Source organism: Nonomuraea sp. NPDC049129 (genome assembly GCF_040648495.1).
Classification (GTDB): domain Bacteria; phylum Actinomycetota; class Actinomycetes; order Streptosporangiales; family Streptosporangiaceae; genus Nonomuraea.
Genome location: NZ_JBEZDU010000008.1, coordinates 1 through 26,127, shown reverse-complemented (window position 1 = coordinate 26,127; position 26,127 = coordinate 1). Strand labels below are relative to the sequence as shown.

General features: G+C 66.8%; 30 protein-coding genes and 2 tRNA genes. 14 read left to right on the top strand and 18 right to left on the bottom strand.

What is annotated here, in order from left to right:
* Positions 1–34 precede the first annotated feature (34 nt).
* The 5 genes from AB0B64_RS25660 to AB0B64_RS25640 form a co-directional block, all read right to left on the bottom strand.
* Complete coding sequence (locus AB0B64_RS25660) at positions 35–1,312, bottom strand: extracellular solute-binding protein (protein WP_357957625.1); 1,278 nt, start codon at positions 1,310–1,312, stop codon at positions 35–37.
* Between the two features lie 35 nt (positions 1,313–1,347).
* Positions 1,348–2,217 carry a carbohydrate ABC transporter permease gene (locus AB0B64_RS25655; RefSeq protein WP_357957627.1) on the bottom strand — a complete coding sequence of 290 codons (870 nt, stop codon included), beginning with the start codon at positions 2,215–2,217 and terminating at the stop codon, positions 1,348–1,350.
* Entirely contained in the window at positions 2,201–3,184 is a 984-nt protein-coding gene (locus tag AB0B64_RS25650; RefSeq protein ID WP_357957629.1) for a sugar ABC transporter permease, read from the bottom strand. Before AB0B64_RS25650 ends, AB0B64_RS25655 begins: the two co-directional genes overlap by 17 nt.
* A gap of 388 nt (positions 3,185–3,572) precedes the next feature.
* Positions 3,573–4,136: a YdeI/OmpD-associated family protein gene (locus AB0B64_RS25645; RefSeq protein WP_358180118.1), complete on the bottom strand. Its 564-nt coding sequence runs from the start codon at positions 4,134–4,136 to the stop codon at positions 3,573–3,575.
* Positions 4,136–4,768, bottom strand: a complete 633-nt coding sequence (locus tag AB0B64_RS25640) for a TetR/AcrR family transcriptional regulator (protein WP_358180116.1) — start codon at positions 4,766–4,768, stop codon at positions 4,136–4,138. The genes AB0B64_RS25645 and AB0B64_RS25640 overlap by 1 nt, the downstream gene beginning before the upstream one ends.
* Before the next feature lie 124 nt (positions 4,769–4,892).
* Here AB0B64_RS25640 and AB0B64_RS25635 point away from each other — a divergent pair, with 124 nt between their 5' ends.
* Positions 4,893–5,891 carry an NADPH:quinone oxidoreductase family protein gene (locus AB0B64_RS25635; RefSeq protein ID WP_357957634.1) on the top strand — a complete coding sequence of 333 codons (999 nt, stop codon included), beginning with the start codon at positions 4,893–4,895 and terminating at the stop codon, positions 5,889–5,891.
* A gap of 77 nt (positions 5,892–5,968) precedes the next feature.
* Positions 5,969–6,688, top strand: coding sequence for an SDR family NAD(P)-dependent oxidoreductase (locus AB0B64_RS25630; protein WP_357957635.1), 720 nt, complete (start codon positions 5,969–5,971; stop codon positions 6,686–6,688).
* Between the two features lie 167 nt (positions 6,689–6,855).
* Here AB0B64_RS25630 and AB0B64_RS25625 read toward each other — a convergent pair whose 3' ends face one another.
* The 3 genes from AB0B64_RS25625 to AB0B64_RS25615 form a co-directional block, all read right to left on the bottom strand.
* Entirely contained in the window at positions 6,856–7,227 is a 372-nt protein-coding gene (locus tag AB0B64_RS25625; RefSeq protein WP_357957684.1) for an MmcQ/YjbR family DNA-binding protein, read from the bottom strand.
* 357 nt (positions 7,228–7,584) lie between these two features.
* Entirely contained in the window at positions 7,585–7,770 is a 186-nt protein-coding gene (locus AB0B64_RS25620; RefSeq protein WP_358180114.1) for a hypothetical protein, read from the bottom strand.
* 546 nt (positions 7,771–8,316) lie between these two features.
* A complete protein-coding gene (locus tag AB0B64_RS25615; protein WP_357957638.1) occupies positions 8,317–9,000 on the bottom strand; it encodes a carboxymuconolactone decarboxylase family protein in 684 nt (227 codons plus the stop codon).
* 74 nt (positions 9,001–9,074) lie between these two features.
* Between AB0B64_RS25615 and AB0B64_RS25610 the strand changes: the two genes are divergently transcribed.
* Complete coding sequence (locus AB0B64_RS25610; RefSeq protein ID WP_357957640.1) at positions 9,075–9,716, top strand: TetR/AcrR family transcriptional regulator; 642 nt, start codon at positions 9,075–9,077, stop codon at positions 9,714–9,716.
* A gap of 141 nt (positions 9,717–9,857) precedes the next feature.
* Here AB0B64_RS25610 and AB0B64_RS25605 read toward each other — a convergent pair whose 3' ends face one another.
* The 3 genes from AB0B64_RS25605 to AB0B64_RS25595 form a co-directional block, all read right to left on the bottom strand.
* Positions 9,858–10,256 carry an ATP-binding protein gene (locus AB0B64_RS25605; protein ID WP_358180112.1) on the bottom strand — a complete coding sequence of 133 codons (399 nt, stop codon included), beginning with the start codon at positions 10,254–10,256 and terminating at the stop codon, positions 9,858–9,860.
* A 23-nt stretch (positions 10,257–10,279) separates the two neighbouring features.
* Positions 10,280–10,352: transfer RNA gene (locus AB0B64_RS25600), tRNA-Arg, on the bottom strand.
* A 57-nt stretch (positions 10,353–10,409) separates the two neighbouring features.
* Positions 10,410–10,955, bottom strand: a complete 546-nt coding sequence (locus tag AB0B64_RS25595; RefSeq protein ID WP_357957642.1) for a hypothetical protein — start codon at positions 10,953–10,955, stop codon at positions 10,410–10,412.
* A gap of 133 nt (positions 10,956–11,088) precedes the next feature.
* Here AB0B64_RS25595 and AB0B64_RS25590 point away from each other — a divergent pair, with 133 nt between their 5' ends.
* From AB0B64_RS25590 to AB0B64_RS25560, 7 genes are all read left to right on the top strand, one after another.
* On the top strand, positions 11,089–12,303 hold the full coding sequence (locus AB0B64_RS25590) for a histidine kinase (RefSeq protein WP_358180109.1): 1,215 nt from the start codon (positions 11,089–11,091) through the stop codon (positions 12,301–12,303).
* A complete protein-coding gene (locus tag AB0B64_RS25585; protein WP_357957646.1) occupies positions 12,300–12,926 on the top strand; it encodes a response regulator transcription factor in 627 nt (208 codons plus the stop codon). The genes AB0B64_RS25590 and AB0B64_RS25585 overlap by 4 nt, the downstream gene beginning before the upstream one ends.
* Positions 12,927–12,978: 52 nt before the next feature.
* The gene (locus AB0B64_RS25580; protein WP_358180106.1) at positions 12,979–13,251 is read left to right on the top strand and encodes a hypothetical protein; all 273 of its coding nucleotides are present in this window, start codon (positions 12,979–12,981) and stop codon (positions 13,249–13,251) included.
* A 289-nt stretch (positions 13,252–13,540) separates the two neighbouring features.
* Entirely contained in the window at positions 13,541–13,831 is a 291-nt protein-coding gene (locus AB0B64_RS25575) for a hypothetical protein (protein WP_357957650.1), read from the top strand.
* Position 13,832: 1 nt separating this feature from the next.
* Positions 13,833–14,564: a prolipoprotein diacylglyceryl transferase family protein gene (locus AB0B64_RS25570; RefSeq protein ID WP_357957652.1), complete on the top strand. Its 732-nt coding sequence runs from the start codon at positions 13,833–13,835 to the stop codon at positions 14,562–14,564.
* On the top strand, positions 14,561–16,129 hold the full coding sequence (locus AB0B64_RS25565; RefSeq protein ID WP_358180103.1) for a radical SAM protein: 1,569 nt from the start codon (positions 14,561–14,563) through the stop codon (positions 16,127–16,129). Before AB0B64_RS25570 ends, AB0B64_RS25565 begins: the two co-directional genes overlap by 4 nt.
* Complete coding sequence (locus AB0B64_RS25560; RefSeq protein WP_358180100.1) at positions 16,126–16,359, top strand: hypothetical protein; 234 nt, start codon at positions 16,126–16,128, stop codon at positions 16,357–16,359. The genes AB0B64_RS25565 and AB0B64_RS25560 overlap by 4 nt, the downstream gene beginning before the upstream one ends.
* Here AB0B64_RS25560 and AB0B64_RS25555 read toward each other — a convergent pair.
* Genes AB0B64_RS25555 through AB0B64_RS25545 form a run of 3 tightly spaced genes read right to left on the bottom strand, consistent with a single transcriptional unit; the run spans position 16,340 to position 18,545 of the window.
* Positions 16,340–16,816 carry a MaoC family dehydratase gene (locus AB0B64_RS25555; RefSeq protein ID WP_357957657.1) on the bottom strand — a complete coding sequence of 159 codons (477 nt, stop codon included), beginning with the start codon at positions 16,814–16,816 and terminating at the stop codon, positions 16,340–16,342. The two genes, AB0B64_RS25560 and AB0B64_RS25555, sit on opposite strands and share 20 nt — an antisense overlap.
* 11 nt (positions 16,817–16,827) lie before the next feature.
* Positions 16,828–18,063: a hypothetical protein gene (locus AB0B64_RS25550; RefSeq protein WP_357957659.1), complete on the bottom strand. Its 1,236-nt coding sequence runs from the start codon at positions 18,061–18,063 to the stop codon at positions 16,828–16,830.
* The gene (locus AB0B64_RS25545) at positions 18,060–18,545 is read right to left on the bottom strand and encodes a SigE family RNA polymerase sigma factor (protein ID WP_358180097.1); all 486 of its coding nucleotides are present in this window, start codon (positions 18,543–18,545) and stop codon (positions 18,060–18,062) included. The genes AB0B64_RS25550 and AB0B64_RS25545 overlap by 4 nt, the downstream gene beginning before the upstream one ends.
* A gap of 218 nt (positions 18,546–18,763) precedes the next feature.
* Here AB0B64_RS25545 and AB0B64_RS25540 point away from each other — a divergent pair, with 218 nt between their 5' ends.
* Positions 18,764–19,945 (top strand): ATP-binding protein, encoded by a 1,182-nt coding sequence (locus tag AB0B64_RS25540; protein WP_357957662.1) that lies wholly within the window; start codon positions 18,764–18,766, stop codon positions 19,943–19,945.
* A 99-nt stretch (positions 19,946–20,044) separates the two neighbouring features.
* Here AB0B64_RS25540 and AB0B64_RS25535 read toward each other — a convergent pair whose 3' ends face one another.
* Positions 20,045–20,836 carry a MauE/DoxX family redox-associated membrane protein gene (locus AB0B64_RS25535; RefSeq protein WP_357957664.1) on the bottom strand — a complete coding sequence of 264 codons (792 nt, stop codon included), beginning with the start codon at positions 20,834–20,836 and terminating at the stop codon, positions 20,045–20,047.
* A 5-nt stretch (positions 20,837–20,841) separates the two neighbouring features.
* Positions 20,842–21,783 carry a hypothetical protein gene (locus AB0B64_RS25530; RefSeq protein WP_358180094.1) on the bottom strand — a complete coding sequence of 314 codons (942 nt, stop codon included), beginning with the start codon at positions 21,781–21,783 and terminating at the stop codon, positions 20,842–20,844.
* Between the two features lie 218 nt (positions 21,784–22,001).
* Between AB0B64_RS25530 and AB0B64_RS25525 the strand changes: the two genes are divergently transcribed.
* The gene (locus AB0B64_RS25525; RefSeq protein WP_357957668.1) at positions 22,002–22,508 is read left to right on the top strand and encodes a SigE family RNA polymerase sigma factor; all 507 of its coding nucleotides are present in this window, start codon (positions 22,002–22,004) and stop codon (positions 22,506–22,508) included.
* On the opposite strand, the gene AB0B64_RS25520 is transcribed toward AB0B64_RS25525, so the two are convergent.
* Entirely contained in the window at positions 22,465–22,959 is a 495-nt protein-coding gene (locus AB0B64_RS25520) for a MarR family transcriptional regulator (RefSeq protein WP_357957670.1), read from the bottom strand. The two genes, AB0B64_RS25525 and AB0B64_RS25520, sit on opposite strands and share 44 nt — an antisense overlap.
* A gap of 96 nt (positions 22,960–23,055) precedes the next feature.
* Between AB0B64_RS25520 and AB0B64_RS25515 the strand changes: the two genes are divergently transcribed.
* The gene (locus AB0B64_RS25515; protein WP_357957672.1) at positions 23,056–23,619 is read left to right on the top strand and encodes a YceI family protein; all 564 of its coding nucleotides are present in this window, start codon (positions 23,056–23,058) and stop codon (positions 23,617–23,619) included.
* 408 nt (positions 23,620–24,027) lie between these two features.
* A tRNA-Ser gene (locus AB0B64_RS25510) sits at positions 24,028–24,116 on the top strand.
* 88 nt (positions 24,117–24,204) lie between these two features.
* Here the strand turns inward: AB0B64_RS25510 and AB0B64_RS25505 are convergent.
* Positions 24,205–24,621, bottom strand: a complete 417-nt coding sequence (locus AB0B64_RS25505; RefSeq protein WP_357957674.1) for a tyrosine-type recombinase/integrase — start codon at positions 24,619–24,621, stop codon at positions 24,205–24,207.
* Positions 24,622–26,127 lie beyond the last annotated feature (1,506 nt).

Here is a 26,127-nt window from a genome sequence, read left to right as displayed (position 1 = left end):
CCCCGGGGCGTACCGGCCCCGGCCCGTACCGACCTCAGCCGGCGAGGGCGGCGTTGGCTTCAGTCAGGAACTTCTGCGCGGCGGCGTCCGGTGTCGTCTTGGCGAAGACGACCTCCTCGGTGACGCGCTTGAGGATGTCGTCCACCTGGAGCGCGCCCTTCGGCGGGGCGGCGATCGGGCTCAGCTCGCTCCTGACCTCGTCGATGAAGCCCAGCGTCTTCTGGTCGACGGCCGGCAGCTTGTCCTTGACGGCCGCGAGCACCTTGGCGTTGGTCGGCAGGCCGCGGTCGCTCAGCAGGATCGAGGCCGCGTCCGGGTCGTTGACCATGAAGTCGATGAACTTGGCGGCTTCCGCCGGATGCTCGGACTTGGCGGCGACGGTGTAGAACATCGACGGCTGCAAGAACATACCGCTGGTGGTCGCCCCCTTCACCTTGGGCATGCGCAGCAGGGTCAGCTCCTGACCGGACGCCTTGGTCAGGCCGCCGAGCTGGTTGCTCCACCACATGCCCGTCGCACCGGCGTTGGTGCCCAGCGGCGACTGTTCGACCCCGCCCGCGATCAGCTCGGAGCTCTTCGCCGCGTCAGGCGAGCCCTTGGTCTGGATGAGCTGCTGGTGGATGGCCCACCAGGCCTTCAGCGTGTCAGGCGAGACGCCCAGCTTCTTACCGTCGTACAGCTTCTCGCCGCGCTGGGCCGCGAAGATCTGCAGCCAGGCGGGGTTGTAGTTGTACTCGGCTCCCGTGATGCCGCCACCGCTCGCGCTGATCTGCTTGGCCAGGTTGATCCAGTCGTCCCAGGTCCAGGACTTGTCGTCGGGCACCTTCTGCTTGGCCTTCTCGATCGTCGCCTTGTTGACGAGCATGGAGAAGGCGTTGACGCCGGAGGGAATGGCGTACTGCTTGCTGTCGATGTTCCCGGCGGCGAGCGCCTGCTGGTCGAGGTCGGTCGTGACCACCTTGCCCGCCAGGTCGGCCAGGGCGCCGCGCCCGGCGTACTCGCCCAGGCCGCGGATCTCGATGCTCATGACGTCGGGGGCGTCGTTCGCCGCCACCTTGGTGGCGAGTTTCTCGTAGTAGTTGTTGAAGTCGGAGAAGTCACCCTCGACGTTGATGGTCGGGTTCTTCTCCTCGAACTTCTTGATCACCTGCTCGGTGAGCTTCTGCCGGGAGTCGCTGCCCCAGTACGAGAAGCGGAGTTCGACCTTGCCACTGTCCGCCTTGTCGCCGCCGCCGCAGGCGCCGGCCGACGTCATCACGGTGGCCGCGAGCAGGGCAACCGTCCAAATCTTCTTGCGCGAGCTGAAACTCACAGCTCTACCTCCTGGTGAAGAGTTGCGGGGGGGTGTTACTTGAGTCCGGTGGTCGCCATGCCACGGATCAGGTATTTCTGGCCGGCCAGGAAGAATCCGAAGATCGGCCCCAGCGACACGATCGACATCGCGAACATCGGCCCCCACGAGGACTCACCGCTGGAGTCCAGGAACTGGCGCAGCGCGACGGCGACCGTGAGGTTGTCGGAGTTCGTCAGGTACAGGTTCTGGCTGAAGAAGTCGTTCCACGTCCAGATGAAGGTGAAGATGCCGGTCGTGGCGAGCGCCGGGGTGCAGAGCGGAAGAATCACCTGGAGGAAGACCCGCCAGTAGCCCGCGCCGTCGATGGAGGCGGCCTCGTCCAGCTCCCTCGGCAGGGTCCGGATGAACTGGACCATGAGGAAGATGAAGAACGCGTCCGTGGCCAGGAACTTGGGCACGATCAGCGGCCAGATCGTGTTGATCCAGTCCAGCTTGGAGAACACGATGTACTGCGGCACGACCGTCACATGATGCGGCAGCATGATCGAGCCGAGCATGACCGCGAACCAGAGCTTCTTCAGCGGGAAGTTCAGCCGGGCGAATGCGTACGCGGCCAGCGAGCAGGCGATCAGGTTGGCCGCCACCGACAGGCCGGTGATGACCGCGGAGTTCCACAGGTAGAACCCGAAGGAGTGCTTGAGCGAGGTCCAGCCGTCGCTGTAGTTCTCCAGCGTGAAGGTGCTCGGCCACAGGCCGGGCTCGCGGAAGATGAGCTCCTCGGGCTTGAGTGAGCTGGACACCATCCAGAGCAGCGGATAGAGCATGACCAGGCCGAAGCCGATCAGCAGGATGTGCTTGAGCAGCCGGCTGCCCCGCGGAAGCGGGCGGAACAGCAGCGGGACGGCCTTACTTGGTGTCGCCATAGAAGACCCAATACTTCGACGCGAGGAAGTTGACGCCGGTCAGTCCGGCGATGATGAGCAGGAGGACCCAGGCCATGGCTGCCGCATAGCCCATGTCGTAGCTCTTGAAGCCCTTCAGGTAGAGGTAGAGCGTGTAGAAGAGCGTGGAGTCGACCGGTCCGCCCGTACCGCTGCTGACGATGAACGACTGGGTGAAGGACTGGAACGACTTGATCACTTCGAGTACGAGGTTGAAGAAGATGATCGGCGTGAGCAGGGGCAGCGTGATCGAGCGGAACTGACGGAGCTTGCCGGCCCCGTCCACCTGGGCCGCCTCGTAGTAGCTCTGCGGAATCTGCCGCAGCCCCGCCAGGAAGATCACCATGGGCGCGCCGAACGTCCACACATGCAGGAGGATCAGCGTCCCCAGCGCGGTGTCGGGATCGGATACCCAACCGGCGCCCTGGATGCCGAAGACGTCCAGTACGGCGTTGACCAGGCCGTCACTACCGAAGAGCTTGCGCCAGAGGATGGCGATCGCCACGCTGCCACCGAGCAGGGACGGCAGGTAGTAGATCGAACGGTAGAACGACAGACCACGCAGCCCCCGGTCGAGCGCCAGCGCCAGCCCGAGCGCGAAGGCCAGCTGCAAGGGCACCGACACGACCACGTAGATCGTGGTCACCTTCAGCGAGGTGAGGAACCGCGTGTCCTCGGTGAACATCTTCGCGTAGTTGTCGAGCCCGATCCACTTGGCCGTTTCCAGCATGTTGAAGTCGGTGAACGACAGGTACAGCGACGCCAGGATCGGGCCGACCGTGATCACGAACAGGCCGAGGAACCATGGTGCCAGGAAGAGGTAGGCCGTACGGGCCTCTCGCCGTTTGTGGTTGTTCACCCGCTTGGTGCGCCTCGCACCCGGCGGCTTGGCGTGGGCTCGCCGGGGAGCGAGCGCCCGTTCCGGGGTTACCGCGATCGAATCGGACATAGACGCATGTGTCCCTCATTCCTGGCCGTCCGGGCACGGCGGGATCGGATAGCGCTTTCCTATAGGTGCGCCAAAAGTTTCGTCAACCCTTTGCAGGCGTTACGTAGATGTTACCGATATATCGTGATCTATGTTTTGCCAGCTCAAGGCGCTATCCGAGCAATTAGCTTCCCAGCTAAAATTTTCCGCTGACTACAACCGGTTGCACTGTTCGGCCCACTAGGAGCCGCTCAGCTCCTTGGTCGTGGAGGCGCGACTCACCCGGTCATGCAGCGGCTCACTCAGACCAGGCTCGCCCTCAGAGCGGTCTCCAGAAGGCGGCGACAGGGCCGCGCTTCTTCCCCTCGCTCGGGCAGCAACTCGCCGTGACAACCGTTGCTGGGCAGCCTCAGGGGTGGATCTTCTTCTGCTCGGCCAGCATCGTGACGTACTGCTCGATACGACGTGCCCGGGTTTCGGGTTTCTTGGCGTCCTGCACGCGGTACAGCACCGCGTAACGATTGCGGCTGTCCAGCGTTGCGAAGAATTCCTGCGCGGCGGGATTCTGAGCCAGGGCACGCGCCAAATCGTCGGGTACGGTGGCGGTCCGCGGTCCGTCATATGCGGCGTCCCAGCGGCCGTCCTCTTTCGCGCGTTGGATCTCCAGCAGGCCCGCCGGCCTCATCCGGCCCTGGTCGATCAGCGCGGCGACCTTGTCGCGGTTGACCTTCGACCATTTGCTCCGCGGCCTGCGGGGAGTGAAGCGTTGCAGCCAGTGGTCATCGTCGAACTTGGCCTTTTGCCCGTCGATCCAACCGAAGCACAGTGCCACGTCAAGCGCCTCGGCATAGGTCAGCGACTGGCCGCCCGCCACCTTCTTGTCGAGCTTGAGCCAGATTCCGGACGAGGAGGTATGGCTGACGGCGAGCCATGCTTCGAATGCCGCGGCCGACGGGAACGAGCGAGTTTCCACTAGATCACCTGCTGTGATGGCGCGGACGTGAGGGTATCCCAGGCGGCCATCGCGCAGGTGATGACCGTTTCCAGTTCGGCGCGGGTGGCGCCGTCGCGGGCTTGTATGGAGAGGCCCTGAACCACGGTGGTGTAGTAGCGGGCGATGGCGTCGAGGCTGGTGGGTGGTGCGGTGAGGTCACCGTCGGTGACGCCGCGAGTGAGCCGGTCTTTGACGGTGGTGAACTGGTCGTGCCGGCGGTCGGCGAGGAATTCGCGGACCGCGTGGTTTTCCACGGCGCCGGTCGGTGCGGCGAGGATGAGCATGCAGTAGTGCGGGGTGTCGGGGCGGGTGATCTCATCGGCGGTGGCGCGCAGCATGGCGTGGATCGCGGCGCGTGCGGTCGGTTGTTCGCGTAGCGCGCGCCTGGGCGGCTCGCCCGAGGTCGTGCCGTAGAGGGCCATGACCTTGCGGAACAGCTCCTCCTTGCTGCCGAAGCAGGCGTAGATGCTGGCCGAGGCGATGCCCATTGCCTGGGCCAGGTCGTTGAGCGAGGTGCCCTCGTAGCCCCGTTCCCAGAACAGGTCCAGCGCTTGGCGCAGGGCGGCGTCCGGGTCGAACGTGCGCGGCCTGCCGCGAGCAGCCATCGGCATGTGCCTCCGTACTTGTTTGTCGTTCGATCAAGTTTACCTTGACCTGCGTCGTACGGGCGTGCCACGATTTATTTGTCGTTCGATAAATAAATCCGTTCGACAAATGAAGAGGGAGCCGATCGTCATGAGCATTCCCGCGACCATGCGCGCCCTGGAGCAGACGTCACTGAACGGCCCGCAGGACCTGCGGCTGATCACCGACGCGCCGGTACCGAGCCCAGGCCCGGGCGAGGTCCTGATCCGGGTCACCGCCGCCGGCGTCAACTTCGTCGACATCTCGCAGGCCCGCGGCACGTTCGCGGGCGGCCCGCGGCCGCCGTATCTGGCGGGCATCGAGGGCGCCGGTGAAGTCACCGCCGTCGGTGAGGGGGTGACCGGACTGGAGCCCGGCGCCCACGTCATCGGCGTCGACGTCGCAGGCGGCGCCTTCGCCGAGTACATGGTGCTGCCCGCGGCCGGCGCGGTGCCCGTGCCGGCGGGCTGGGCCGACGAGCAGGCGCTCGGCCTGGTCGTGAACTGGCCGACCGCGCTGGCGGCGCTCAAGCCGCTGGGCCGTATCGCTGCCGGGCAGACCGTGCTGATCCACGCCGCGGCCGGCGGAACCGGCCAGGCCGCGGTGAAGATGGCCAAACATTACGGCGCGACGGTGATCGCCACGGCCTCGCCAGGCAAGCATGAGGTGGTACGAACGCAAGGCGCGGACCACGTCATCGACTCCCGCGACACCGACATCGCCGCCGAGGTCCTGAGACTGACCGGCGGCGCGGGCGCCGACCTGGTCCTGGAGTCGGTCGGCGGCGCCACCCTCGACGCCAGCCTGGCCGCGACCAAACGGGTCACCGGCCGGGTCGTCGTCTATGGCCTGGCCGGCGGCGAAGCCGCGATCACCAACTGGGAACTGGTCTACAAACACCAGATCCACCTCATCGGCCTGAACATCGGCACCCTGATCCAGACCGCACCACAGATCTTCGGCGAAGTCATGGGCGAGATGTCCGGCCTTCTCGCGGCCGGCGTGCTCGGCCCCGGCCAGCCCACCGTCTATGAGTTGGCCGAGGGGCCGAAAGCACTCGCAGAACTGGAAGCGCGGGCCACCGTGGGCAAGCTGGCACTGCTGCCCTGAACAGACCGTGACGCCAGGCGGCTTCTGCCGATGGCAGGCTCGCGCCCGATCACACCGAAATGACAGGAGCAACAGGCATGACCATGAAAGACAAGACGGTCTTGGTGACCGGGGCCAACCGTGGCCTCGGGCAGGCGCTCGCAGCCGAAGCCCTGGCCAGGGGCGCCAGGCGGGTGTATGCCGGCACCCGCCGGCCGCTGGCCCACCCAGACGACCGGGTGACGCCCCTGAGCCTGGACATCACCAGCCCGGCGCAGATCCAAGCGGCTGCCGATCAGGTTGAGTCACTGGACATGTTGATCAACAACGCCGGCATCGCGCTGCCCGACGACCTGACCGACCCGGCCGTACTCGAACGTCATCTGGCCGTAAACCTCTTCGGGACCTACGCCGTGACCCAGGCCTTCCTCCCGGCGGTGACCAGCTCCCGCGGGGCCATCGTCAACATCCTCTCGGTGAACTCTCTCGCTGCCTTGCCGTTCATAATCCCGGCCTACTCCGTCTCGAAGGCGGCCGCGTTCTCCTTGACCCAGTCGCTTCGCGCTCACGTGGCCGCGCAGGGGGTTAGGGTGCACGCCGTCCTGCCCGGCCCGGTGGATACCGATATGATCCGCGGCTTCGACATACCGAAGGCATCCCCGGAATCGGTCGCGCTGGCCGTCTTCGACGCGATCGACAATGGGGAGGAGGAAATATTCCCCGACCCTGCCTCGGCGCCCATGGCTGCCCTCTGGCGCGATGGCGCGGCCAAGGTGCTCGAGCGCCAGTTCGCGCAACTAGCACCCGTCAGCTCGTAAGCCCTCGTAAGCCCTCCCTCGCAAGACCTCGCAAGCCCTCCCTCGTCGGCCCTCGCAAGCCCTCCCTGGTAAGCAAGAGGAAGTGCTCGGCCCCGGCCAGGCCATCACCCTCGCAGAGGAGTGGATCAGGGAGCTCGCCAACGAGTAGCCGTCAGTGTTCCGGCGGACTACCGGTCAGGTGTCAGCTTGTCCCGTTCAGCCCTGGTCAGGCGGGCCACGACCAGGTCGTAGGAGTGATCGACCAGGTCGAGAAGTTCGTCGTCGGGCACGGAACCGTCGAGCGTGATCGTGTTCCAGTGCCGCTTGTTGAGGTGGTAGCCCGCGGTGATCGCCGCATACCGGCCACGCAGATCGACCGCGAGGTCCGGGTCGCATTTGAGGCTGATGCTGCCGGGGAGCGAGCCCAGCACGACCAGCGCGAACATCTTGCCGGCGACTTTGAACACCGCCACCTCGTCGCCGAACGGGTAATCCTCGACCGATCCTGGCTGGGCGCCGCACGCCGCGATCAACCGGTCACGCCGGGAGCTGTGCACCATCACATACTCACACCTGCCATCCTCTAGCTCCGCGGCCGGTGCCCGTCGCCGCTGAGACTCACCGGGTAGCCCGCCAAAGGCCGGCATTCATCATCGCTGGTGACGTCGCCGCCCGTGATCGGGTAGCCGGCGTCGGTCTCCAGTATTGCGTGGAAGATCTGATCGGCCTTCGGTGAGTTCGCAGCGCCGAACTCGGCCAGGGTTGAAGTCGAGGTCGCCGCCGAACACGTTCGCGTAAAACTCCATTGCCTCGCGGGCGTTGTTGCCGTTGAAGGTCAGGTAGGGGTTCATCCGAGAGGACATTCACGCGATCACCCAGCAGGTACGAGGGACAGAACGGGCACGCTGTGCAGCACTTCACCCCCACATGAGGTCTAATATCGACCCCGCGATGAAGAGGGTCAGCGCCGTCCATTTCACTGGATCGCCGGTGGCCTGCCGCCCGAGAAGGAACAGGCCCCATGAACTCAGGACGACTGTCGTGATGACCTGTTGCAGGTAAAGGAAGAGGACGGCAATCCCTGCCGCACCGACCGCAACCATCCCAGGAATAATGCAGCCGGACAGACCCCCATCGGCGCTGTACCTTCTGTGTTGCGCGGCCAGGAAGGAATTCGCCTGGTCCGACAAGTCGAGTCGGCGAGCTACCTCCTGCACGGCTTCCGTTTCAATGAACGTCGCCTGATCAGGGCATATGCGATCGTCGTGCTGCTCGCTACACGGGCATTCCACTCTCATTCGGGCGCTCGCTCGTGCGATGAATTCCTCGACATTGGCAACCGATAGCAGCGGCGGCCTCGATCGCTACGCCCAGGATCGTTTTGGCAAGCTGTCTCGGCAGGTGGTCATACTTCGCGAACTTCCGGATCTCGCGAAGTAATGTGCGTTGTCGCGTGGCCCGCTCGTTGGCTCTCTGTAACCGCTCGCGACCTACAAGATCGAGCCGTCAGCGCGACATGGCCGCCGGCTGGCTTGGTGAGGTGGAGGGCATCGACCTCACACTGAGGTTCCTCGTCAGCAAGCCAGACGACGCGACTTGGGCAGGTGCTGTACGGCGCTGCTGTACGGCCCTCCCCACGACCTCCCGCTTCAGACTTGGGCGGCGCCGAGTTCGGCGAGCAGGGCGTCGAGCACGTGCATGGCGCGCCATGCCTTGGTCATGCCGAACTGCGCGGAGAACCGTACGACGGCACGGGCCTCCTCCGGTGTGGCGCCGGCGGCGAGTGCGCGCGTCAGGTGGGCGCGGAAGCTCTCTTGCAGGGTCTGGAAGAGCACGTCGACGGTCATCGTGATGAACGCGCGCTCACGGACCGACAGCAGCCGCATGTCGGCGCGCATCCGCGACTGCAGGTCCATGTAGATGCCGAACGGCGCGTCAAGGGCGGCCACGGCCTGCCGCATCGGCTCGGGGAGCGGGCTGCCCGTGCCGTTGGCGTTCACCTCGTGGCCCTGGCCGGCGGGGGCGGGCAGGGCGTGCTCCCGTTCCAGGTCGGTCAGGCGAGCGAGCGCTGTCAGGGCGGCGGGATAACCGCTGTCGTAGGCGACGAAGCGGAGCATTTCGCGCAGGTCGTCGGCCGACAAACCGCAGTCTGCCGCCATCGTCACGTGCTGTTGGAAGGGCAGGCCGAGGGTCTGCTGGCAGACGTCGGCTGTGAGGCACAGCAGGACCTTCTCGCGCGTGGTCAGCTCCGTGCTCTCGTCCCAGAGCAGGCGGTCGGTGGCGGCGCTCATCTCGGCGAACACCGAGTCCAGTGCCTTGACCTGGTTATCCATGAGAAATCCTCTTATGTGAACGACTGTAGTGCTACGACTGTAGCGCTAAAGTCGTTCGCCTACAATGGGCCACCATGGACACGACCCCCTCCGCTCCGGCCGGCCCTTCTGGCGGCAGGCGGGGCCGCAACCCGCGCGGCCAGGGCGAGCGGCTACGCGACGACATCGTCGGCGCCGCCCTGCGACTGCTGGACGAACACGGCGACGACCAGGCCGTGTCCATGCGCGCGGTGGCCCGGGAGGTCGGCGTCGCGGCGACCTCTGTGTACATTCACTTCGCCGACCGGGACGCGCTCGTCCTGGCCGCCCTGGAGAAGTTCCATCGCGAACTCTTGGAGGCCGTCGATCAGGCTGAGACCGGTGCCACCGATCCGGCGGGCAAGCTGCGTGCCCGCGTCCTGCTGCTGGGCAGGTGGGTCCAACGGCACCCCGGCCTGTACAAGGTGTTGCACGAGAGCACGCTCAACCAGCGGGCGGCCATGTCCTTCAAGCAGGAGCTGGCCGAGCGCACCACCGCCGCGGTGCAGCGGTGTATCGACGCCGGGCTCGCCCCGGCCGACGACGCCGCAGTGGTCTCACTGGACTTGAGGGCGGCGGTCCACGGGGCCGTGTCGATGCGGGTCAATCAGCCCGATCTGCCATGGCCGCCGCTGGAGGAGCAGATCGATCGTTTCCTGACCAAGCTCGTCGGCCTCACACTCGCCACTGGGCGGTGACCGGAACAGCCGCGGCCCGAACTCCGGGCGTCGAGCAGGCGCCGCCCTGCGCTTCAACTACCTCGATGCCACGGCCGAGCTTCTCGATCTCACCGGAAACGTTGAGACGCCCGATCTCAGCGTGCCACCCCACGCCGGTGGTCACCCGCGCGGCAGTCGAAGATCGAACGCGGCGCCCGAGTCGGACGGCAGGGCGCGTGCGTGCCCATCGTGGGCGGCGGCGACAGCCGCGACGATGGCGAGCCCGAGGCCCGTACCGGACCGGCGGGTGGGGTCGGCGCGGTAGAAGCGTTCGAAGGCGCGCGCTGCCTGCGCAGCACTCAGCCCGGGACCTTCGTCGCGCACCTCGATGACCGCGTCATCACCCTCTACCCGGACCATCACGGTCGCCGCCGTACCGGCCGGGGTGTGCGTGCGTACGTTGGCCAGCAGGTTGTCCAGGGCCTGGCGCAGACGCGTGCGGTCGCCTCGGACCGGCCGATTGAAGATGTTGCGGTAAAACGCTGCTGTACGAGATCGAAAAAGGCCCTCCGGGATCATCCCGAAGGGCCTTTGACCTGCTGTGCGGCCGGAGGTACTCGAAACCCCAACCTTCTGATCCGTAGTCAGATGCTCTATCCATTGAGCTACGGCCGCTCGCTGCGTAAGCCAGCATAGCGGGTCCAGAGCCGTGCCTCGAACCAGATACCGCCCTCACGCCCCACTAGATTCCACCTTCTTCGGCCAAAGGGTGTAGCTCAGGGGCCAGAGCAGGGCGATCACTGGCACCTTCAGCATGTCGCGCATGAAATCGATCAGTGCGTCCGTGCGGGACGGTTCGTTGACGAGCCAGACCAGGCCGAGCAGGAGGGCGCAGGCGATGGCGTACGCGAGGACGATGCGGAGCCAGAAGACCCACTCGTAGCGGGCGCGGGCCATGCCGCCCGCAGGTGGCTTCCAGGGAGGTGGGCCGTCGGCGAAGCGGTGGCGGAACTTGGCGTCGGCCCAGCGGATCGTGCTGTGGCCGAAGACGATGGAGTACGCCAGGTACGCGGCCGCTATGCCGTGCCTCAGGTCGGCCGTGGCGCCACTGCGCATGTCCATGACGGACGCCGCCAGGAGGATCAGGTCCAGGAGCGGTACGCAGACGAGGAGGGCGGTGCTGAGTCGGCGGCGGTTCCAGAGGTAGCGGCTCGCGAGGCCGAGTCCGAGCAGGAGCCAGAAGCCGACTTCGCAGCCGATCAGGATGGCGACAATCACGTATCCCATCCTTGAGGGCTCCTCTGGCCGGCGCATCGTCAGTGAAGACGAGCCTGTGGATACATCGAAGTGTTTATCCACAGGCAGACCCACGAAGGAGTGAGCCGGGTCTGGACGGTGGTGGGATGGGGGCATGCAACGCGAGGCGTCGTGGGCCGGGCTGGCCTTCGTCGGGGGCCTGCTCCTGATCGTGGGCGGAGCCTACACTCATCGCGAGGTGCCCGAGGGGTGGCTCGCGGTGCCGCTGGCGCTCGTGTGCCTGGGGGTGGTGGTACGCCAGCGGGCGCCGTTGGTGGGGCTGGCCCTCGGGACCGTGGGGATCGGTGTTGATCTGGTCGTGGGGCCGTCGTTGCCGACTGTTCTGATATTTACCGACAACGTGTATGCGGCGGCGCTGTACGGACCGGCGTCTTTTTCGCGGTGGCTGCTGGGGGCCGCCACTGTGCTGTCGGTGTTGGCCGGGGGCGTCACGGGGGTCCTGTCGGGTGACTGGCGGGCGCTGGCGGTCAACGGGATTCAGGCGGGGCTCGTGCTGGTTACGCCGGTTACCACGGCGATGGTGTTACGCCAGCAGCGTGAGCAGGCCGCGGCCGAGCGTGCCAGGGCGGAGCAGGTGGCGCGGCTGGCGGAGCTTGACCGGGAGGCGGCCATCGCGACGGAGCGTACGCGGATGGCTCGGGAACTGCATGACATGATCGCCAACCACTTCAGTGCGATCGCCATCCAGTCGACGGGCGCGTTGTCGCGTACGGATCTGAGTGCGGCGGCCGTACGGAAGATCATGGAGTCCGTTCGGGAGAACAGTCTGAAAGGGCTGGCCGAGATGCGGACCATGATCGGGCTGTTGCGGCAGGAGGGGGATGAGGCCGAAACCACCCGGCCGCGGCTGGCTGATGCGGAGAGTCTGGTCGAACGGTCGCGGCGGGCGGGGATGGCGGCTGATTTCCGTGTCGAGGGGGAGTCGCGGGAGCTGTCTCCGGCGGTGGATCTGGCCGGCTATCGGATCTTGCAGGAGGCGCTGACCAATGCGCTCAAACATGGCGGGCGGTCGGCTGTGGTCAAGGTCGTTTATGAGTCGGGGCAAGTGACGGTGGCTGTGGACAACCCTGTGGATAAGCCTGTGAGTAACCCTGTGGATGGACGTCCCGCTCTGCCTCTCGCGGCGGAGGTTTTTCCTGGGGACGGGGCTGGGCTGGTTCCCGGGGCGGGGGCAGGGCTGGTGGGGATGAGGGAGCGGGCCGTGTTGGTCGGGGGGTCGTTCGAGGCCGGGGTGGACGGGGGTTTGTGGCGGGTCAAGGCCGTGCTGCCCATGCCGAAGGACAGGAAGGGGCAGTGGGAGGCGGGATGACGATCAAGGTACTGGTCGCGGACGATCATGCGGCTGTCAGGGCGGGGCTGGTGCTGATTCTCGGTGGGGCCCGGGACATCGAGGTCGTCGGGGAGGCGGCCGATGGGGAGCAGGCGGTGGAGTTGGCCCGCGAGACCCGGCCCGACGTGGTGTTGATGGACGTGCGGATGCCGAAGCTCGACGGCATCTCGGCGACCAGGGAGCTCGCCGGGGTGGCCGATGTGTTGATCTTGACGACGTTCGATGTGGATGAGTATGTGTTCGGGGCGTTGCGAGCGGGGGCGGCGGGGTTCCTGTTGAAGAACACCGACGCGGAGTCGCTGGTCACGGCCGTACGGCTGGTGGCCAAGGGGGATGGGCTGATCTCGCCTACGGTCACGCGGCGGTTGATCTCTGCCTTTGCCGAGCAGCCCGTACGCAAGGAGCAACAGGTGGAGGGATTGACGCCGCGGGAGCAGGAGGTGTTGGCCGGGATCGGTCGCGGGCTGTCCAATGCCGAGATCGCCAGGGAGCTCGACATGGCAGAGGCGACCACGAAGACGCATGTGAGCCGGGTGTTGAACAAACTGGGTCTCAAAAGCCGGGTCCAAGCAGCGATTTATTACTCAGAAGGCCCCCGCTAGTCTGAAGGTCGTGACCATGTCTCCTCCTCCCCCGCCGCCACGGCCGACGGGCTTGATCGTTGGCTTGGCGTTCGCCGGGGCCTTTGGTTACTGGATCCTCAATGTGATCGTCGGACTCATCGTCGTGAGCATGTCGTCGACGGTCGCGATCGGGGTCGCCGCGGGGTTCCTGGCCGTGGTCGGGATCGGCGCGGGGATCGTGCTCGTGGTGCTGCGTAAGCCGTGGGCGCTGGGGCTGGGGCTGGGGCTGATGATCGGGTGGGCGCTCGCCTCCATCGTCTCGGCTGGCTATTGCACGGGACTGAATCCGGGCATGTACGCATGACCGGGCCAACGCTGGATCCGGGCATGTTCACATGACCGCGCCCGCACCGGGCGATCGTGACGAGGGGACGCCTCCTCAGGGAGGGAGCGCCCCGACGCGAGTGGAGGGGAGCGTCGAACCGTCTCCCGGACAATCCGCTCCCCCGCCGTCCGAACAAATCAGCATCCCGCCGTCCGGACAATCCGCTCCCCCGCCGTCCAGACAGACCAGCATCCCGCCGTCCCCCGGCGGGCCAAAGCCGCCGCCCAACGGCAAGTCCAACAGCAGGCCCCAGGGCAAGTCCGTCGGGGTGATCATCGGACTAGCGTTCGCAGGGCTGGTCGCCTACAGCATCGTCAACGCCATCCTCGGCATCCTGATCTTCGTCAGCACCCTCGACCAGAACGGCACTAACTACCCCATCATCATCTCCTGCACGATCTTCCTCGCCCTCTTCGGTCTCGGGGCGGGGGCCGGGCTGCAGTTCCTGCGCAAGCCGTGGGCCACCGGTCTGGGCCTGGGGTTCCTTGTCGGCTGGGCGTTATGGTCGATCTTGTCCGCCGGGATCTGCACCGGCATCAGCCCAGATCTGTACGCCTGACATGCCGCTCCACGAGATCTTCGTCGGCCTGGGAGTGCTCGTCGCGTCCGTGGTCTTCGTGCACGAGGCCCGCCGCCGCGGCGCGCTCAACGAGCAGTCGCTGGTGGCCGTGACCGGTGCGCTGGTCGGCGGCGCGATCGGCATGCGGCTTGCGGGCTGGCTGGAGACGCTGAACCTCTCCGACCTCTGGCTGTACGGCTCGCGGAGCATCCTCGGCGGCTTGACCGGCGCCTACATAGGCGTACTGATCGCCAAGAGGATCATCGGCTACAAGCAGCGGACCGGCGACCTGTTCGCCCCGGCGGTGGCGCTGGGCATGGCGGTGGGCCGGATCGGCTGCCATCTGACCGAGGCGCCGGGCCGTCCGACCGAGTTGCCCTGGGGCGTACACGCTCCCCCGACGACGCCCGAGTGCCCCGGCTGTCTGAGCGGCCAGGCCATGCACCCGTCGTTCGTCTATGAGATCGTCTTCCAGCTCGCCGTGTTCGCCGCGCTGCTCTGGGCGCGCAGGCGGCTCACCGAGCCGGGCGAGCTGTTCACGCTGTACCTGGCCGCGTACGCCGTCTTCCGCTTCCTCGTCGAGTTCACCCGCGCCAACGAGACCGTCTGGCTCGAGCTCACCAGGCCGCAGTGGTTCCTGATCCCCGGCCTGCTGCTGCTCGCCCTGAGGCTGCGGTACGGCTGGCGGCGCGGCCACTACGATCCCCTCTTCAAGCGGAAGGTCATGACATGAGCACCGGAATGGGCCTGCGGGGTGACCGCATCCTCAGGTACGTCAACGCCTTCTGTCCCCACTGCCACGGCCAGGACCTGGAGCGGGTCGAACGGCTGAGCGGCTACCTGACCGTCCGCGACGAGCGCGTATGGTTGGAGCGCGGCTGCCGCGAACACGGCCTGATCAGGACTTTGTACGACGAAGACCCAGAAATCCTGACCTATCTGGAAGAGTGGACCGCTCCCACAAAGCTCCACATGCCGGATATTTCGGGGAATTTCGACCCCATCCCTGCGGCCTACCTCCAAGGGCTGCCCGAGATGCAGACCCAGCACACCTGCATCCTGCTCGAAGACATCGTCGAAGCCTGCAACCTGCGCTGCCCCACCTGCTTCGCCGACAGCTCCCCCGATCTGGCCGGAATCGTCCCCATCACCGACATCCTGGCGAACGTCGACCAGCGCCTGTCCCGCGAGAACGGCAAGCTCGACGTCCTCATGTTGAGCGGCGGCGAGCCCACCCTTCACCCCGAGCTCGCCCAACTGCTCGCCGAGCTCCACCAGCGCCCTGTCACCCGCATCCTGATCAACACCAACGGCGTCCTCATCGCCAGGGACGACGCCCTGCTCGACCTGCTCACCGAGCACCGCGAGCGGGTGGAGGTCTACCTCCAGTACGACGGCGGTTCGGCCGAGGCGTCGAAGCACCACCGGGGCGGTGACCTCAGGCAGCTCAAGGCGCAGGCCGTACAACGGCTGTCGGAGCGGGAGATCTTCACCACGCTGGTGATGACCGCCGCACTGGGCGTCAACGACGGGGAGATCGGCGACGTCGTACGGCTGGCGCTCGACACGCCGTTCGTCGGCGGGGTGTCCCTGCAGCCGCAGTTCGGCTCGGGCAGGTCGGGGCCGATCGACCCGATGAACCGCCTCACCCACACCGGCGTGCTCAAGCGACTCGGCCCGCAGACCGACGGCCTGGTGACCTGGCGCGACCTCACCGCGCTGCCCTGCTCACACCCGCACTGCTGCTCGGTCGGCTACCTGATCCGCGACGACTCGCAGCAGTGGCGTTCGCTGGTCGCGCTGATCGGTCATGACCGGCTCAAGGCGAACCTGGGCCTGGTCTCCAATCGCATCGCCGACACCGAGATCCCCCGCGAGCTGCGGCTGGCCGTACAGGAATCGCTGCTCGGACTGCTGTCGGAGCAGTCGTCGTTGTCACACCCGCAGATCGGCGACCTGTGGCGCGACATCTGCGAGAACTGCGACCTCGGCGTGTCCACACTGCTCACCCTGGCCTCCTCGGCGCTGCCCGGCCGACGAAAGAGGCTTCGCAAACTGCTCGGCGAGCGGGTGGTGCGGGTGACGGTCAAGCCGTTCATGGACATCTCAACCATGATCGAAGAGCGGCTCACGCAGTGCTGCGTGCACGTCGGCACGCGGGCCGAGCAGGACCAGTGCGCGCCGTTCTGCGCGGTTCAGGCGTGGCCCCAGCTCTCGGGACAACGGCTGTCGGCGGTCGCCGCCACATCCCGGCCGTCCGTGGTCGCCGCCGCTCCCCAGCTCAAGGTGATCACGTGAAGGATCCGCTCCGGTTGTGCGTGTACGCGACCGTCGCGCTGCTGGCCTGGCTGCTGGGGCCGTGGGCGGTGCTGGGGTTCGCGGCCCTCGGGTTCGCCGGGTACTGGAATGCGCGGCGGGCCGGGCTGACCCACAGCAAGTGCTTGCTCAAGGACACCCGGCTCGTCCTGGCCTACCTCGGGTTGCTGGTGCTCGTCGCGGCGGCGGCGATCATCCACTCCCTGCTGTGAGCTCCACGGGGATGTACAGGCTGAGCGTCTCGGCGATGCACGCCGGGCGCTTCTCGCCCTCGACCTCGATCGTCATCTTCAGGTTGGCCAGGTAGCCGGCCGGCGTGCCCTTGACGTCGCTCAGCTCCCCCAGCGCCCTGACCCGCGCACCGACCGGCACCGGCCTGGGGAAACGTACCTTGTTCAGGCCGTAGTTGACGCCCATCTGGATGCTCTCGACGCGTACCAGCTCCATCATGAACGACGGCAGCAGTGACAGGCTCAGGTAGCCGTGCGCGATCGTGCCGCCGAACGGTCCTTCCTTGGCCCGCTCCACGTCGACGTGGATCCACTGGTGGTCGTCGGTCGCGTCGGCGAAGAGATTGACCTGCTCCTGAGTGACTGTGCGCCACTCGGTCGGGCCGAACTTCTCGCCGACGGCCGCCTTGAGTTCCTGTACGTTCGCGAAGGTCCGCATGGCTCCGAACGCTATTGCGCGGGCGGGACGGCTGCCAAGTTGAGCACCCAGTACTTGTCGGGGTTGCCCCCCTTTGTAGTGCCCCCGTAGAGGATCGTGCTGGGCTCCGACGAGATGCCGTCGCTGCTCCAGCCACCGGTGGTTTCGATGCGCGCCAGCTCGCCGGTGTTCAGGTCGTACACGGTATCGGCCGATCGCAGGAAGCGATCGAGGATGGCGTACATCCTGAACCCCTTCGGGAGCTTCTTGACTCCGGTCCCGTCGACGTGCTGGACGACAGAAGTGGTGCCCTGGCGGCCACGGCACCAGACCGGTCCGCACCGCAGGTCCTTCATCCCGTCCTTGATCACAACCTTGGTCACGGTCCCATCGGCCAGGTTGACGACCTTGGACTGGTTGCGGCCGGGCGTCTCGAACTCTTCGTCGTCAGTGCTCGCGTCGCCCGCCCATGGCCAGCTGATCAGCTGCAGCCCATCAGACTTGGGCACGCGGTTGGGAGCACCGTTGGCGAACGGCTTCCGGTAGACGCCGCCCTTCCGCGGCGACCAGACGACGCTCTCACCGTCCACGCCGATAGCCTCAACGGCCTCGTCACCGCCGGTCAACGTTACGGCCAGCTTGGCCTTGCCGCCGGACAGCGGGGCCCACCAGAGCTCGGTGACCGCGTTCCCGCCCTTCGACCCGCTGGAGAACCAGACGACGTTCGTACCATCGGTCGAGGCGGTTTGCAGGAAGTATTGTTCCAACCCCCGAGTCCGGGGGATCTCTGTTACCACCCGGGACTTACCGGCCTTGGTGTCGTACACCTCGATCTTGCCGAGCTTTCCGGACGAGGGCGCCGCCATGAGCAGCACCTCGGTGGCGTTGATGCCGGTGATCGGGCGGTAGCGCCAGCCGTCGGCGTTCTTCGCCGGCATCTGGAAGACCGCCTGCGGCCAGAGCTTCCCGACCGGCGTTCCCTTGGCCTGGGTCTGCGGTCTCGGAGTCACGGTTATGGTCTTCTCAGGTTCGGGCCTGGTCGTGGTCGACGTGACGGCCGCCTCTTCTCCGCCCCCGCTGGAGAAGGTGCCCTGGGCGACGACCGTACTCGTGCCCACCACCGCGACCACCGCGACCGCCGCGAACAGTTGCGCACGCCGCCTGGTCCGCCGCCGCCTGCGCGCGCCGACCCCGGCCAGCAGGTCGAGCTCGGGAGCCTGGTACGCCGCATCGCGCAGCGCGCCGCTCAATTCGTCCTCTGTCCTCATGCCCGTCCCCTCTCCAGCACAGCGGGCCGGACCCGGAGCGTGGCGAGCGCCCGGAACGCCTGGCTGCGCACAGTTCCACGTGAGATGCCGAGGATCGCGGCGATCTCCTCATCCGGCAGGTCCTCGTAGTAGCGCAGGACCAGCACGGTCCGCTGCTTCCTGGGCAGCGTCGCGAGCTCCTTCCAGAGCTCGCCGAAGGAATGCGTGTCGTAGTGGACGCCTTCGGGGACGTCGTCGGTCGGCTGCTCTCTGCGCCGCCGACGCCACCAGCTGATGTGCTGGCGGGCCATGGTCGTGCGTACGTACGCCTCGGGGCTGTCCTTGTTGCGGACCCGGCTCCAGTTGTCGCTCAGCTTGAGCAGCGCCTCCTGGGCCAGATCCGCGGCGTCCTCGGCGTTGCCGGTGAGCACGTAGCCGTACCTGACCAGCGCCGCGCCCCTGGCTCGGACGAAATCCTCGAACTCCACATCACCGGGACGCACGAGCAGCTCGCTCTGTTGCAAAGATCTTTACTCGAAACCATCGCGCACGTGTTCGAGTGCGCGCTACAGTTCTAGGGACCGACTCGAACAAGGGTTCGGCCTGGTGGGAGGGGGTGCGTCCGATGACAATACTGGCGACGGCCCCTGCTCGGACACGCCGTAGCGCTTTCTTCCCAAATCTAAGACGGCCGCTATATCCCGCAATAAAGTCCGAGAGCGTGGACCCCGTGCGCAATCCTTACGCCCCCGGAGCCGGACAGCGCCCGCCGGAGCTCGCCGGGCGCGACCGCGAGCTGCAGCAGTTCGAGGTCGTGCTGGAGCGGGTGGCCCGTGGCCGTCCCGAGCGCAGCATGGTCGTCACCGGTCTGCGCGGCGTCGGCAAGACCGTGCTCCTCAACACGTTCAAGTCCATGGCGATGCAGCGGCTGTGGGGCACGGGCAAGATCGAGGCCCGGCCCGACCAGTCGATCCGCCGTCCCGTCTCGGCCGCGCTGCACATGGCGATCCGCGAGCTGGCTCCCCGGCATCGCGCGCCGGAGCGCATCGAGGAGTTCCTGGGCGTGCTCAAGGCGTTCGCGATGCGCGATCCGGCCGCCGCCAAGGGCACCTCGCACTGGTCACCCGGGATCGAGGTGCCGGCCAGCCGTGGCCGGGCCGACTCCGGCGACCTCGAGATCGACCTTACCGAGCTGTTCGTCGACGCCGCGAGCGTGGCCACCGACCTGGGCGTCGGCATCGCGCTCTTCATCGACGAGATGCAGGACGTGCAGCCCGCCGACGTCTCGGCGCTCTGCGCCGCCTGCCATGAGCTGTCGCAGTCCGGTGGGCCGCTGATCGTGGTCGGCGCGGGCCTGCCGCACCTGCCAAGCGTGCTGTCGGCCAGCAAGAGCTACTCCGAGCGGCTCTTCCGCTACGCCCGCATCGACAAGCTCGACCGCGAGGCGGCCGACCTCGCGCTGATGCTGCCGGCGCGGGAGGAAGAGGTCGAGTTCACGCAGGACGCCCTCGACGCCCTTTACGAGGCCGCCGACGGTTACCCCTACTTCGTCCAGGCTTACGGCAAGGTCGCCTGGGATCTGGCGCCGCGCAGCCCGATCACCCTCGACGACGTCAAGGTGTCCGCGCCCGAGGCCGAGGAGGAGCTCGCGGTGGGCTTCTTCGGCAGCCGTTACGAGCGGGCCACCCCGGCGGAGCGCGACTACATGCACGCCATGGCGCAGATCGGCGACGAGCCGGTCGCCACCGCGGACGTGGCCGACGCGCTGGGGCGCAAGCCGTCCAGCCTGTCACCCGCCCGCGACAGCCTCATCAAGAAGGGGCTCATTTACAGCGCTGAGCGCGGCCTGATCGCGTTCACCGTGCCGCATTTCGGGAGGTTCCTGCGTGCCCAACCGATCTAGGCGACACCCCTAGTCCTCTATTGGGCTGTCTAGTGGGGAAGCTAGATAGCCCAATAGAGTCATATCTTGTTGTCGAGGGTTCTATAGCGCTGTCTAGCGTCAGGCCGATACAGGCGTATAAACCGGCAGAGCGCCGCTACCCTGGTGTTCGACCACGGCCACCCGTACAGCCGGACGCCGCCCGCTGAGATAGACCGCGAACACGACATCGGCCCCATCCCGCCGCTCGAAGGCGAAGAAGCGCCAGCACAGCTCACGCCAGCTGTCGTACGGCTCGACCGCGGCGAGCTGCTCCCGGTGCTGCCGCCAGGGTCCGCTCGACCGGAGCCTGGCCAGGGTGACCTCCATGGCCGGCCCGGGGCGCTGCTCGCACGGCGCGCGATAACGCAGCCGATCCACCATCTCCTCAAGCTCGGGCGACAGTACGAGGAGCACGACCACCCCGGCGGCCATGAACCACGACGGGTGCAAGAAGACCAACCAGCCGGGCTCTTCACCCCATATCGACAGCACGGCCATCCCGGTGAGGACCATGGTCCTGGCGATCGAACGCAGCCCGACGGGTGCCGCGCTCACCTCGCCGAAGCATCCGCACCCCGCGTCGGGCCGCCGCCGACGTACCTCCAGCAGGACATAGGTGCACATGGCGAAGAACGCGACCGCCATCCACCGGAAGATCGGAGACGTGCTCACCAGCAGCCCGGTCGCGATCACCAGCTCACCGACCGCGCAGACGATCAGCACCGGCACCTCGATGCGGGCGGGCACCAACGCCGCCGGTCCCAGCCGGGCCAGCGTGCCCATCTCCCCGCCCGTACGCACGGTGGACACCTTCGCCACCGCCCCTAAGACGAGCAGCACGATCAGCGCGGGCAGTTGCGATGCCAGCACGAGCGTCACCCCAATCCGATCTGCGCGTTGAAGCACCCTTTGACCAGGTCGCCGCCCAGCTCCACGTACGAGAACGGCGACAGCTCGGCGATCCGCCCGCGAGGAGAGGTGTCGCACTCGACGCAGCGGTCGCAGAAGCGCCCGGCCACGCAGCCACACGCCACGATCGGCACGTTAGCGGATCGATTAGTGCAGAGGTTCCCCACCTGCAGCATCGACCCGATGGCGAGGTACGGCAGGCCCGTACAGGACACCTCGGCGTCCGGGCAGTCCACGTCAGAGCGCTCGACCATGGGGTACGCGGCCCCCCGATCCTCCTGGTCGAAGGCGTCGGACCAGGTGGCGGTACCGGAGACGCGTGACTGCAGGCCCCCGTAGGCGGGCGGCGGAGCCGGCACGGCCCGCGCCGGATAGGCGGGCTGCGAGGTCGCGGGCAGCAGGGCCAGACTCGCCCCACCCTTTCTGATGCCGATCGCGTCGAACAGGAACCCCGGCTCGAACCGCGCGTGTCGCACCATGATGCGACCTGTCGCACGGTATGGGATGACGATGGTCCGGCGCCCCCGGTGCGGCCCGCAGTCGAGCTGGACCGACAGGTCCTTGCGTCCCTCCACGGACAGGATGGTCCCGGTCAGCCGCGTGATGTCGGCCCAGAGGCGCTCGACCACCCGGCCGTCGCGCAGGGTACGCATGATGACCGTCGAGCCCACGGGCAGATCACTCGGCGCTTGGTCACCACCGTGCCAGGCGGTGGCCCAGGGGGCGATGACGAGCCGCTCCTCGGCGCCCTCGGGGGTCTCGATGGTGATGAGATGTGGGCTTATGTCGAGGATGTCCCCTATGACCGCGCGTAAGGGGTCCCCATCACCGGAGCCCGGGATCCCGGCCTCCCGGCCCAGCGCCGCGGCCGCGAGCACCCGGCGGCGTTCCACGCTCGGATACCCCATCAGTCCCTCCCTTGTCGCGCTAATAGGGTCACACGACTCCGGGGGGTACTTCACTGCACTCGTGCATTCGAGAGCAAAATACGCACCCCTCGGGGCAGAAGTTGACCCCCAGCGACGTACAAACCGCCACCGACCTTGACCTACCTTTATCGTCGGCGGGCCGAATCCTGAATTCCGGTTACGCCCTATCTTGGCCTTTGGCTGCGATTCTGGCCACGATGCAGACCGCCAGCTGGGAAGAGGAGTTCCGCGAGTACGTCGTTGCGCGCGGAGCTGCCCTGCTGCGCACCGCCCACCAGCTCACGGGACATCCGCTGGACGCGGAGGATCTCCTGCAGAACGCGCTGACCAAGACCTACCTGGCATGGGACCGCATCCAGGACAGAGCCGCGCTCGACGGATATGTACGGCGGGCGATGGTCAACATCAACATCTCGCAGTGGCGGCGGCGCCGACTGGAGGAGTACCCGTCGGAGGACCTACCGGAGGTCGCCCCGGAGGCAGAAGCCAGCGGCGACCTGCACGATCTTCTGGAGCAGGCGCTGCGGCGGCTGCCCACCCGGATGCGGGCCGCGATCGTACTGCGTTACTACGAGGACATGACCGAACCGGAGATCGCCAGAACGCTGGGCATCAGCCTCGGCACGGTCAAGAGCACGATGTCACGTGCCATGGCCAAGCTCAGGGTTGAGCTGGGCATTCCCCCTCAACAGCTCCGGCCGTAGCGCAGGGCCGTACGACATCGCGAATCGTCCGCAGCGTGGCCAGGAAGGTTTCCAGCTCCTCCGCGCTGAGCAGGCTGGTCAGAGACTTGTCGATGTCCTCGAGGTGCTGCGGCAGCACGATGTCGAGCTTCTCCCGCCCCGCGTCGGTGAGCGTGGCGTAGGAGGCCCGGCGGTCGACGGCGCAGGCCACCCTGGCCACCAGACCGTCGCGTTCGAGCCGGTCGACGACCCTGGTCACACCACTGGTGGACAGGCCCGTCTGTGCGGCCAGATCACTCATCCGCAAGCTCTGCCGCGGCGAGCGCCCCAGCCGGAGCAGCGTCTCAAAATCGATCTCGGACAGCCCGGCGGCGCCGAACACCGGCTGCATCCTGGCCGCGAGACCTGCTTGAACCTCCGACAGCAGGCCCATGGCCGTCAACCGGGGGTCATCAATGTTGACCACGTTCATAGCTTAACCGACGATTGTTGACGTGAGGAATATTCCTCGTGTAGACATTTGTTGCCGCAAACATCCGCACAGCAATCATCCTCCGAGGAGAACCCCATGACCACCCGCACTTGGGAAGGCCTGACCGTCCCCGCCGCCGGCACCTACAACCTCGACACCGCCCACACCACGATCGGCTTCGTGGTCAAGCACATGATGGTCAGCAAGGTGCGCGGCAGCTTCGGCGACTTCACCGGCTCCGTGACGATCGCCGACAACCCCCTCGAGTCGTCGGCCGAGCTCACGATCAAGACCGAAAGCCTCACCACCGGTGTCGCCGACCGTGACGGCCACCTGCGCAGCGACGACTTCCTGTCGGTCGAGAAGTTCCCGACGCTCACCTTCAAGAGCACCCGCGTGGTGAGCCACTCGGGTGACAAGTTCACCGTCGTCGGCGACCTGACCGTCCGTGACGTCACCAAGGAGATCGAGCTCACGGTCGAGTACGGCGGCGCCGGCACGAACCCCTGGGGCCAGGCGGTGTGGGGGTTCTCGATCACCAGCGAGTTCGACCGCGAGGACTTCGGGCTGACCTGGAACCAGGCCCTGGAGACGGGCGGCGTCCTGGTGGGCAAGAAGATCAAGGTCGAGATCGAGGGCGAAGCCAACCCGGCGGCCTGACGTCGCGCTTTGCCCAGCGGCCTGAGCCGCTTTACGTCTCGTTCGGCTCAGCGAGGTGACCCGCTTTACGTCTCGTTCGGCCCAGCGGGGCGACCCGCTTGGAGTCTCGTTCGACCCGCGACCTGAGCCGGTTGACGTCTCGTTCGGCCCAGCGGGGCGACCCGCTTGGAGTCTCGTTCGACCCGCGACCTGAGCCGGTTGACGTCGCGTTTTGTACGCCGGACCCGCTTGGCGGGTCCGCGCGCCGAGCCCGCCCCCGCCGCGCCTTGGGGCGGGCTTGCTGTCCGGCCCGTTGTCCACAGGAGGTTATTCACAGGCAGTGGATAACCTTTGGACAGGCCGGGACGGGCAACCGCTTTGCTGCCTTGGCAGAAGGCCGGTACGCTGTCCTGAGCCGCGTGGCTACCAGGAGGATTCGCCTAGTCAGGTCTATGGCGCCGCACTGCTAATGCGGTTTGGTGGCAACACCATCCGGGGTTCAAATCCCCGATCCTCCGCACGTCGAAGGCCCTTCCCAGATTCTGGGGAAGGGCCTTTTTCGATCTCTGCGGGGCTCAGGGTTGCAGTTTGGGTTGCAGTTGGCTTCTAGCCAGGGCCCCAGAGCGCCTCGTCCATGCGGTCGCTAGCATCTCTCATCTGCATCGTTGCTACGTGGGTGTAGCGCTCGGTGGTGGTCACGCGCGTGTGGCCGAGGATCTCCTGAACCACCCGGATGTGTACGCCTTGCTCGATCAGCAGGGTCGCTGCGGTGTGACGGGCGTCGTGGACTCTGGCGTCTCGTACGCCGGCCTGCTTGAGGATGGACTTCCACTGCTTCCAGTCCTCTGTGCGTTCGATCGGGCCGCCGGTCTGCGTGGTGAACACCAGGTCGTGATCGGTCCACCGGTCCCCCGCCTTCAGGCGTTCCGCGGCTTGGGTCTTCTTGTGCGCCTTGAGGAGGGCGAGGAGCGCGGGCGGACACTGGAGCGTCAGCTTGCCCTTTCCCTTGCGCTTTCGGAACACCAGGCCGCCGCCAGCCCGCTTCGGGCACTTGTCCGCGTGGCCGGTGCAGTCCTTGGCGCACGGACGCCTGTAGCAGGTGGGCGCGCTTCTTGCAGTCCGCCTTGCAGTCTCGGGTGTGCTTGTGGTCATTGCAGTTCTTCTTGCACGCCTTCCGGTGCCACCGTTCTCCGCAGGCGTGTGGATCGGCGCAGCCGTGCAACCATTCGGACCGCTGGATCTGGAACCACGCCCTGATCTCGCCCGTGGTCAGGTTGATGTACGACCAGCGCAGCCCGAGAGCCTCGCCCTGGCGGATGCCGAGCGACAGAGCGACCGACCAGCGCGCGCCGTTCCTTCTCACCTTGGCCACGTCGAGGATGCGCCGGGCCTCGTCTCGGGTCAGCGGTTCGATCTCGGTGGCGGTCGCCGAGGGAGCGTCTACGAGCGTGGCGACATTGCGCGTGATGCGGCCTCGCCGTACCGCGATCGTGAGCGCGCGGGACAGGATGCGGTGCACTTTGAGGACAGAGCCCGTCGCAAGGCCCGCTTCCAGCATCCGCGTGTACGCCGTGTCCAGGTGCTCAGGCGCCAGACGGTCGAGCCGATGCTTGCCCAGGAGCGGCACAATCCAGTTCCTCGACTTGGAGCGATAGTCCGTCAGGGTACGGGGAGCCATCTTGTCGGAGAGGACGAGTCGCTCACAGATCACGTCGAGGAACTCCGTCATCCACTCCCCTACTGTCGGCGGCCGGCCGGGCTTGCTGACGGAGCCTGCCTTTCGCTCGCCCTCCAACTCTGCGACCTTTCTGGTCACCTCCGGTTCTGTCTTGGCCTTGCGGTGGCGTCGGTCCGGTGAACCGTCCGGCTTGATCCCGACCGTCACCCAGCCGTGCCACAGGCCGTCCTTGCCGAGGTAGATGGACGAGCGGCCGTTGGGCTTTCTGGCTGCCATCACACCGCCTCCTTTTGGGCATCGGCCTCAAGCGGCGGCGCGGCGCGCCGCCGTACAGCGGCCCGTCGCTTGCCCGCCGCCCGGGCGTGCGGTCTGGGGGCCGGTCCCGGACGGCAGCAGCACGGGCCGCCACGCCGACCACCGCGCCCGCCGTACCAAGCGAACTCGCCGACCTCAGCGCCACGCCACCGCACGGATACAGCCCTACGATCGCCAAGTGTTGGCTGGCCTCCGTTGTTGGTCGGGGGCGATCGACGATCCGGCGCTTCGTTCCTCAGCACCGGCTCACTGAGCAGCCGCGGTCATTGCAATGGCCACAGGCAGCCCACCACCTATTCGCTCTTCCGAGAGAACGGTCGCCACGTCGTCCCAGGCAAGCTCAGAAGTCCAAGAGCCGGAAGCGATCAGGCCGTGGCTTATGCCTGTGACGCGATGCAAGTAGGCTCGGCGTATGGAGCGTCGATCACCTTTGATCACACATGGCCTTCCCCTCATAGCGTGGAGACCGAACCGGGAGAGGTTTGGTCGTGGCAGCAGTCACGCGGCGGCGCTTTGATCCGGAGTTCCGGGCGGGC